The sequence below is a fragment of the Burkholderia sp. LMG 13014 genome, assembly GCF_905232215.1.
GTDB lineage: Bacteria > Pseudomonadota > Gammaproteobacteria > Burkholderiales > Burkholderiaceae > Burkholderia.
This window is the reverse complement of record NZ_CAJNKE010000224.1, coordinates 1-9,251: the sequence shown is the minus strand read 5'-3', so window position 1 is coordinate 9,251 and position 9,251 is coordinate 1. Positions and strand designations below refer to the sequence as shown.

Genomic DNA, 9,251 nt, shown 5'->3' with positions numbered 1-9,251 from the left:
CGCGAACTGCTGAAGCAGCCGTCGCAGCTCGGCCCGCTGCTGCAGGTCGCGAGCGACGCGCGCGCGGCGCGCACGACGCTGATCCAGGCGCGGCACGCGTTCGAGCGTGCCGGCGCGATGCGGATCGTCTGAGCGGCACGCGCCGCTGTCCTCGCCCTTCTCTTCCCGGTTTTTCGCTTCTCGCAGATCGCTGCGGACAAAAAAAGAGCGCTGCAGTGAACTGCAGCGCTCTTTGTCTTTGCGGCGGCGGCCGTTGCAGCGTTACTGCGCGGCAGGGCTGCTCGCGGGCGTTGCCGGTGCGGTTGCCGATGCCACGGCAGGGGCAGCGGCCGACGCTGCGACAGGCGCGCTCGCGGGCATCGCGTTGTCCGCACCCGGATCGTCGTATTGCGGCAATCCCGGTGCGGCCGGCGCGTTGCCCGGCGTGGCGCCCGATTCACCCGGATCCTCGTAGTTCGGCAGCCCCGGTACGGCCGGTGTCGACGCGGGCGCATTCCCCGGTTCACCCGGTTCGTTGTAGCTCGGCGGCGTGGCCGACGACTGGCTGCGATACGTCAGCGACTTGCGCTGTTGCAGGTACGCGTCGCGCACGAACGAATACGGATCGAGCGCGGCCTGCTTCAGCAGGTCGGTGGCGCCGAGCAGGTCCGAACGCGCGCTGATGAACTGCGCGATATACATCGGGTTGCGCGCGGCCGGCTCGATGTAGTTCAGCAGGTTGAAGCGCACGTCCACCGCGCGGCCGACGCCGTCGCGGATCGTGCTCGGCCCGAACACGGGCAGCACGAGATACGGGCCCGACGGCACGCCCCAGCGCGCCATCGTCAAGCCGAAGTCCTGGTGATGCTTCGGCAGCCCGGCCGGCGTCGCGATGTCGATCAGGCCGGCGACGCCGAACACCGAGTTCATCGCCACGCGCATCAGATCCTCGGTGGCATCGGTGATGCGGAGCTGCAGCAGGTTGTTCGCGATGTTGCCGAGATCGCCGAGGTTCGAGAAGAAGTTGCTGATCGCGGTGCGCACGGGCGTCGGCGTGACCTTCTGGTACCCCTTCGCGATCGGCTGGGCGATGTTCGTGTCGACGGTGTCGTTGAACGTGTACATCGCCCGGTTCATCGGCTCGAGCGGGTCGTTGGGGTTGCGGTTCGGTCCCGTCGCGCAGCCGGTCAGCACTGCGCTGGCGGCAACGGTCGCCGCAATGATTCGCACCTTATTCATTGATTCCTTGCGATTGGTTCTTGGCGCGTTTGACGCGCGGTTTGCCCATCAGGACGGGCTGGAACACCACGGCGCCGATCAGCGTGCAGGTCAGGGCGAGCGCGAGCAGCTTGCCCATGCTCGACGTGCCCGGGTGGTGCGACAGCCACAGGCTGCCGAATGCGGTCGCCGTCGTCGCGGCGCTGAACAGGACGGCATGCGTGAGGCTCGAGTGCAGCAGCCCGGTTTGCCCCGCGCGCCACGCCATCACGAAATACACCTTGAACGCGACGCCGACGCCGAGCATCAGCGGCAGCGCGATGATGTTCGCGAAGTTGAGCGGCATGCCGAGCACGACGCACAGCTCGAGCGTGACGACGCCCGACACGAGCAGCGGCACCAGCGTGCGCAGCACGTCGCCGAAGCGGCGCAGCGTGACCCACAGCAGGATCGTGATCGAGATGATCGACCACAGTGCCGCATGCAGGAACGCGTTGATGATCGTGTCGGCCGAATGCAGGATCGAGATCGGCCCGCCGGTCGTGCCTGGCTCCGCAGCCTTCACGGTCTTCGCGAAGCGGCGCAGCATCGTGTCGTCGTTCGGGTCGACGCCCTTCGGCACCTTCGGCGAAATCTGCACGAGCGCATGGCCGTCCGGCGCGATCCAGTCGCGCACGAGTTGCGGCGGCAGCGATTCGCGCGTGATGTCCTGCGGCTGCAGCAGCGAAGCGAGCTGGTTGAGCGCGATACGCAGCGTGTCGGAGAATGCACGCTCGGCGCGGTCGCGCGTCGCGGCGTCCGCGGCGGCGAGCTTCGCGAGCGACGCGGACAGGTGCTGCGCGGCGGCCGCACCCGGGCCCGGGTGATCTTCGGCCGCGTAGCTCAGCAGATCCGACACGCGCTTGAGCGCGGCGACGCGCTGTGCGTCGGTCGCGGGCGGCGCGGCCGGCTGCGTCAGCGCGGGCAGCAGGTCGCTCGCGGCCGCGGCGATCGCCGCGCGCTTGGCCGGCTGGTCGGCGGGGATGAAGGTCGACAGCGTGGTCGTGCGCCCGACTTCGGGCAGCGCGTCGAGGCGCTTCGCGGCCGCGTCGGCTTCCGCGAGCGACGGCGCGAGCAGCGTGACGTCGTTGACGGCCGCTTCCGGCGAATCTTTCAGCGCGAGCAGCGTCGCCATCGATTCGCTGTTCGGATCCTTCAGGTTCAGCGGGTTGAAGTCGAAGCGCAGGAACGCGAGCAGCGGCAGCGCACCGACCACGACCACGAGCGTACCGATCAGGATCGGCTTGCGATGGCGATCGAGGTAATCGTCGACCGGCGCGAGCCACGGGAAGCCGGGCGTCTTCGATTCGCCCGGCGGCGCGAACAGGCGCAGCAGCGCGGGCAGCAGCGTGAGCGTGGTGAGCAGCGCGACGAACATCCCGACGCCCGCGATCAGGCCGAGCTCGGACACGCCGCGATACGCGGTGGGAATGAACGAGAAGAAGCTCGCCGCGACCGCCGTGGTGGCCAGCGCGAGCGGCATGCCCATCGAGTGCGCGGCACCGATCAGCGCGTGATCGATGCGCGGATCGCGGAAGCGCTCCTCGCGGTACTTCACGCCGTACTGGATCGAGAAGTCGACGCCGAGGCCGACGAACAGCACCATGAACGCGACCGAGATCATGTTCAGCGAGCCGACCATCGCGAGGCCGAGCGCGGCGGTCACGACGAGGCCGACGAACAGCGTGACGAGCACCGAGCCGATCATCCGCTTCGAGCGCAGCGCGAGCCACAGGATGACGAGCACGGCGAGCAGCGTGAAGACGCCGTTGAGCGCCGCGCCATCCTCGACCGACGCGAATTCGTCGTCGGCGAGCGGCTGTTCGCCGGTCAGGCGCACCGCGGCGCCGTAGCGCTTACCGAGGTCGAGCGAGCGGGCTGCGTCGCGGATCACCTGGCTGGTTTCCGCGCCGGCCTTCAGCGCGCCGAAGTTGACCACGGGCTGCACGGTGACGAACGCGCGCGCGGGCTGCCGCGCGGCATCGTTGTCGACCAGCGCGCGCCACGAGAACGCCGCCGGCTTGCCGGCCAGCACGTCGTCGACCGTCGCGGCGCTGCGTGCGAGCAGCTTCGCCATTCCGGACAGTTTCACCTGGCCGGTCAGGAGCGGTTGGCCGAGCGTCGTGGACAGCGTGGTCGCGAGCCCGGTCAGGCTCGGGTTCTTCGCGAGTTCATTGACGAGCGGGCGCGCGCTCGCGAGCTGCGAGGTGGTATCGGTGACCTCCTGCGGCGACAGGAACAGCAGCCCGTTGTGCTCGAAGAACGGACCGCCGCCGGGCTCGGCGACCTGGCCGATGCGGCCGGCTTCGGCGTCCTTCTGCAGTGCTTCGGTCAGGGCATGCGCGGCGGCATTCGCGAATTCGGGTGCAGGCGCTTCGACGACCGCGAGGATCGTGCCGTTGCGTTGCGGGAACGCCTTGTCGATGGCCTCGCCGAGCGCGGCCCATTGCGGTTCCGCATCGACGAGCTTGCTGATGTCGGTGTTGATCTTGAAATGCTGCGCGACATAGACGCCGCTGAGCGCGGCGATGACGAGCGACAGGACGACGACCCAGACGGGGCGTCGCACCGACCATGCAACGAGTCGGACGATGAGAGATGTCACCATGTGGCGGTGGGGAGCGGCTGGCAAGGGCAAAGTAGCCAAGTATACCGGCGCAGCGTGGCGGCGGTCGTGACGTTGGGGGTTTCTGGGCGGGAAGGAGATTTGTTCGCGACGAAGGAATCGGTACCGTTCGCCGGCCGGTTTGTAAGGGGATATTTACATAATCGGCGCCGCGCTGCTTTGTCGCGCCGCTGCGGGCCTGTGACAATCGAAGCTGAAAGGTAACAGACGGTCACGGCGGCACACCGAGGCGTCAGGCCCGGTATACTTTGCTTCGTCGGCCGGTGCAATGAACCGGTCGTTTCTTCTCATCGAGCGATATTCGTATGAAACGTCATCTGTTTGCTTTCGTCGCGGCGGCCGCCGTGTCGGTTTCCGCTTTCGCGCAGAGCGCGCCGGTCGATATCGTCCGCAATGCGGTCGAGGGCACCGTTACCGCAATGAAGGCCGATCCGTCCGCACGCGGCGGTGACATGGCGAAAGTCACGCAAGTCGTCGAGCAGCGCTTCCTGCCCGCGACCAACTTCGAGCGCACGACCCGCATCGCAGTCGGCGACGCATGGAAGCAGGCCACGCCGCAACAGCAGCAGGAGCTGTACAAGCAGTTCAAGCTGCTGATGACGCGCACCTACGCCGCGTCGCTCGCGCAGCTCGGCAGCCAGGACGCGAAGTTCTCGTTCAAGGCCGGTGGCGCGTCGGGCGCTGATGCGCTCGTACAGTCGACGGTCTCCACGCCGGGCGACAGCCAGTCGGTCGGCTATCGTCTCGGCAAGGTCGGCAACGACTGGAAGATCTACGACATCGACATGTCGGGTGCGTGGCTGATCCAGGTCTACCAGGGGCAGTTCAAGAGCCAGCTCGCGTCGGGCGGGATCGACGGCCTGATCGCATATCTGCAGAAGCACAATTCGCGGACGAACTGACGGCCGCTGTGCGGTTCGGATTTCGGATGCATGAAGGGCGCCCTCGGGCGCCCTTTTTCATGGCTGTGCGCCGGGTGCGCGTCACGCGCCGATGCCGAGCATCCGCAGGCAATCGTCGACCACGGCATCGACGAACGCGGCACGATCCGTTTCCGGCGCCGCGATGATGTGATCGGTCGCGCCGTGCACGCCCGCATAGATCAGCAGCGCGGTGACCTGCGGATGCGCGAGCCGCCAGGTGCCGGCCCGTGCGCCGCCGTCGAGAATCGCGCCGAGCTGCTCGAGGATCGCGTTCTTGTCGGCATTCGCGCGATCGTGGTGATGGTGGTTCGCGTAGACGATGTCGTGCGTGCGGTAGGTCGCCGCGTAGGTTTCGATGCTGGTGCGGATCCACGCGCGCAGGCGCGCGAGCCAGTCGTCGGCGTCGCACGCGTTCACCGCGTGCTGCAGCCGGTCGAGGAACGACGACGTGTAGCGCTGCGCGAGCGCGGCGAGCATGTCGGACTTCGATTCGAAGTAGTGATAGAACGTGCCTTTCGCGACCTGCGCGTGCTCGACGATCTCGCTGATGGTCGTCGCTTCCACACCCTGCGCGAGGAACAGCGTCTCGGCCGCCGCCATCAGTTCCTCGAGGCGCACTTCCGCCGGCTTCGTGCGCGGTTTGCCTGCCGGCGCGTCGTCTTTCACTGTCGTGGTTCCTGCCTTTGTCCTGTCCGTCATCGCGCGGCTCGACGCCCGTTCGTGCAAAGCCCGCAGTTTAGGCCAGCACCACGCTCGCGGCCAACGCGATCCATTGACCGACGGTCAGTCGATATATATGATGAGAATCATTCTCATCATCGTGCCCGTGAAGGGCCGTCCGCCATGCCTCGCTACCGTCGCGCCGCACTCGTCCTGGCCGCTTGTCTCGGCACTTTTCTCGCCACGCTCGACATCAGCATCGTCAACGTCGCGTTGCCGACGCTGCAGACGGCGCTCGATACCGATATCGGCGGCCTTCAGTGGGTCGTCAACGCGTATGCGCTCGCGCTGTCCGCGTTCATGCTGTCGGCCGGGCCGCTCGGCGATCGCTACGGGCACAAGCGTGTGTGGCTCGTCAGCGTGATCCTGTTCACGGCCGGGTCGGTGGTCTGCGCATGCGCGGGCAGCATCGAGCCGCTGCTGATCGGGCGCGCGATCCAGGGGCTTGCCGGTGCGTTGCTGATACCGGGCGCGATGCCGATCCTCACGCATGCGTTTCCCGATGCGCGCGAGCGTGCCCGCGCGATCGGCGGATGGTCGGCGTTCAGCGCGCTCGCGCTGATCCTCGGGCCGTTGGTGGGCGGTCTGCTCGTCGAGCATGGCGGCTGGCAGAACATCTTCCTCGTCAACGTGCCGATCGGCATCGTGACCGTGCTGCTCGGCGCATGGGGCATTCCGGAGCGCCGGCATCCGCAGCATGCGGCGTTCGATCCGCTCGGCCAGGTGCTGAGCGTGGTCTGGCTCGGGTTGCTCACGTACGGGCTGATCGGCATCGGCGAAGCCGGCGCGTCGCACGTGAAGGTGCTCGCGCCGCTGGTGGGCGCCGCGGTGGCGTTCGTCGTGTTCGTGCGTGTCGAGACGCGTGTCGAGCGGCCGCTGCTGCCGGTCTGGCTGTTTCGCGACCGGCGGCTGGTGCGCGCCAATCTCGCGTCGTTCGTGCTCGGGTTCTCGGGGTACAGCAGCCTGTTCTTCCTGTCGCTGTTCTTGCAGCAGGCGCTGGGGCGCACGCCGGCTGAGGCCGGCTGGCAACTGATGCCGCAGTTCGTGATGACGGCGATCACGTCGATGCTGTTCGGGCGCATCGCGGCGCGCATTCCGTTGCACGCGCTGATGGTGGCCGGGTACGGTTTGATCGGTGCGATGCTCGCGGTCATGGCCGGTTTCGGCGCGGGCACGCCGTATGTGCCGGTCGGTGTCGCGCTGGCGGTGCTCGGGGTCGGCATGGGGCTCGCGGTGCCCGCGACCGGCATGACCGTGATGGAACTGGCGCCGGCCGAACGCGCGGGCATGGCGTCGGCGACGATGAACGCGTTGCGTCAGACCGGGATGAGCATGGGTATCGCGGTGCTCGGCAGCATGATGAGCATCGGTGCGCTGCACCGGATGACGGCCGCGATGCAGGCGGCGGGTAGCGCACAGGCGGATACGCTCGCGCGGCAAGCGGTGATGGAGCATGTGTTCGCTGCTGGCCGGCCGGAATTGCTCGGTGCGTATCGGGATGCGATGGCGCACGGGTTTTCGATTGCGGTTTTGTGCTCTGGAATCCTGAGTATTGCGATTGTGGCGATGCTGGTGGTGCGGCGCGAATCGGAGAAGCAACCGGGACGCGCGGCGGCGTGCGTGACGTCTTCACAGCCGGAATGATGTGGCGTACCGGCAGGTCGAGCCTTTCGCAGCGGATCGCCGCGTCGGGTGTGCCTACCTTCGCCGATGCTCCACGGCGAACTTGATCAGCTCGGCCTGCCCTTCGATCTCGAGCTTGCGCTTCAAATTGAGCCGGTGCGTCTCGACCGTGCGTACCGACAGCCCTGTCTGTAGCGCGATTTGCTTGCTCGACAGTCCCTCGGCCAGCGCATCGAGGATGTCGCGTTCGCGCGGCGTGAGCCGGTCGAGCGGCGATGCGATCGCGCGCGCGTGGATCATCCGCGCGGCGAGCCCTTCGCTGAAGAACGTCTGGCCGGCCAGCACCGCGCCGATCGCGCGCACGATCTCGCTCGCGGGCGAATCCTTCAGCAGGTAGCCGCTCGCGCCGGCGCGCACGGCCTGCGTCACGTATTCGATGTTGTCGTGCATCGACAGCATCAGCACGCGGATGCCCGGAAAGCGCTCGTGGAACACGCCCGCGAGCGTGATGCCGTTCATCCCGTTCATGCCGACGTCCATCAGCGCGAGATCGGGTTCGAGCGACGCGGCGAGCGCGAGCGCCTCGTCGGCGTTGCCGGCTTCGCCGACCACGGACAGGTCGGCCGCTTCGAGCCGCATCCGCAAGCCGTCGCGCACGAGCGGGTGATCGTCGACGAGCAGCAGTCGGGCGACGGGCCGGGCGGTGTCGGGGGCGCTCATGGGCGAAAGGTCTCCTGTGATGGGGGCGTCGTTACGCGGTGCCCGGCAGCGGCACGCGCGCGGCGACGATCGTGTGGCCGACCTGCGACGTGATCGTCAGCATGCCGCCGAGCGCGTCGAGGCGCTCGCGCATGTTGCGCAGGCCGATGCCGCGGCGCGCGTCGGCCTGCGAGCGTTCGGCGTCGAAGCCGCAGCCGTTGTCGGCGATGGTCAGCGTGACGGATTGCGCGCCGACGTCGAGCGTGACGGCCGCGCGCGACGCCTGCGCATGATGCACGATGTTGCTGAGCGCTTCCTGCGCGATCCGGAACAGCGCGGTGTTGACCGCCGCGGGCAGCGGCCGGGCGCCGCTGTGCGCGACCTGCGTATAGCCGATGTCGATGCCGCTTTCGGCGCCGAGCTCGCGCACCAGCTGCTCGAGTGCCGCCGCGAGGCCGAGATCGTCGAGCATCGCGGGACGCAGCGCATGCGAGATGCGCCGCACTTCGCGCAGCGTGTCGCCGAGCCGCACGACGCCCGATGTCAGCGCCTGCTCGGCCTCGGGCATGCGCGCCGAGCCGCGTTCGAAGCGTGCGAGCGCGGATTCGAGCATCAGCTTCGCGGACACCATCATCTGGCTGATCCCGTCATGCAGCTCGCGCGACAGCCGCGCCCGCTCCTGTTCCTGCGATTCGACCACGCGCTGCGCGAGCAGCTTGAGCTTCGCGTCGGCACTGCGCGACTCGCTGACGTTCAGCACCAGCGCGCACACGACGATCGCCGCCGCGCCCGTGAGCGCGATCGCGGTGAGCCAGCTCATCGTGCGCTCGATATTCGCGGACGCGCGCGCGTCGATGCGCTGCAGCGCGGTGTCGACGTCGTCGAGATAGATGCCGGTGCCGACCATCCAGCCCCAGCGTTCGAGCGCGACGACGTAGCCGAGCTTCGGCGCGACGCGGCCCGTCGACGGCCGCTGCCACGCGTAGCGCACGTAGCCGCCGCCGCTCGACGCCGTGCCGATCAGCTTCTGGATCGTCAGCGCGCCCTGCGGGTCGCGCATCGACCAGTAGTTGTGGCCGACGCGCTCGGGCTCGCGCGGATGCATCAGCGCATTGCCGTGCAGGTCGTACACGAAGAAATAGCCGTCGGGGCCGAAATCCATCTTCTGCAGCATCGCGAGCGCCTGCGTGCGCAGCAGCGCGTCGTCGCGCGCGTTGCGGCCGCTCGCGTCGTAGAGCGGCATGATCGCGCTCGTCGCGAGCTCGACGTAGTGCTTCAGCTCGACTTCCTTGCTCGACAGGTACGCGGCCTGGATCGTCGCGTGCTGCGTGCGCGCGAGGGACGTCGCCTGCTGGCGCACGCCGAAGCCGATGCCGGCAATCGCGAGCAGGAACGGCACGATGGCCAGAAGGAAGATCTTTGCC

Annotated in this window: 7 protein-coding genes; 2 read left to right on the top strand and 5 right to left on the bottom strand. The window is 68.1% G+C overall.

Annotation, left to right across the window (positions count from 1 at the left end):
• Positions 1-261: 261 nt before the first annotated feature.
• Together JYJ84_RS20735 and JYJ84_RS20730 are read right to left on the bottom strand one after the other, a co-directional pair.
• Positions 262-1,218 (bottom strand): VacJ family lipoprotein, encoded by a 957-nt coding sequence (locus JYJ84_RS20735; protein ID WP_122948351.1) that lies wholly within the window; start codon positions 1,216-1,218, stop codon positions 262-264.
• Entirely contained in the window at positions 1,211-3,844 is a 2,634-nt protein-coding gene (locus JYJ84_RS20730; protein WP_122948350.1) for an MMPL family transporter, read from the bottom strand. The genes JYJ84_RS20735 and JYJ84_RS20730 overlap by 8 nt, the downstream gene beginning before the upstream one ends.
• A 323-nt stretch (positions 3,845-4,167) precedes the next feature.
• On the opposite strand from JYJ84_RS20730, the gene JYJ84_RS20725 reads away from it, so the two are divergent.
• The gene (locus tag JYJ84_RS20725; protein WP_122948349.1) at positions 4,168-4,764 is read left to right on the top strand and encodes a phospholipid-binding protein MlaC; all 597 of its coding nucleotides are present in this window, start codon (positions 4,168-4,170) and stop codon (positions 4,762-4,764) included.
• Between the two features lie 81 nt (positions 4,765-4,845).
• Here JYJ84_RS20725 and JYJ84_RS20720 read toward each other — a convergent pair whose 3' ends face one another.
• Positions 4,846-5,484, bottom strand: coding sequence for a TetR/AcrR family transcriptional regulator (locus tag JYJ84_RS20720; protein ID WP_122948348.1), 639 nt, complete (start codon positions 5,482-5,484; stop codon positions 4,846-4,848).
• Between the two features lie 144 nt (positions 5,485-5,628).
• Here JYJ84_RS20720 and JYJ84_RS20715 point away from each other — a divergent pair, with 144 nt between their 5' ends.
• Positions 5,629-7,149 carry an MFS transporter gene (locus tag JYJ84_RS20715; RefSeq protein WP_122948347.1) on the top strand — a complete coding sequence of 507 codons (1,521 nt, stop codon included), beginning with the start codon at positions 5,629-5,631 and terminating at the stop codon, positions 7,147-7,149.
• Between the two features lie 54 nt (positions 7,150-7,203).
• Here JYJ84_RS20715 and JYJ84_RS20710 read toward each other — a convergent pair whose 3' ends face one another.
• Complete coding sequence (locus JYJ84_RS20710; RefSeq protein ID WP_122948346.1) at positions 7,204-7,848, bottom strand: response regulator transcription factor; 645 nt, start codon at positions 7,846-7,848, stop codon at positions 7,204-7,206.
• Positions 7,849-7,879: 31 nt separating this feature from the next.
• Positions 7,880-9,251: cache domain-containing protein (locus JYJ84_RS20705; RefSeq protein WP_240201882.1), on the bottom strand; the 1,372-nt coding region annotated here is incomplete at its 5' end.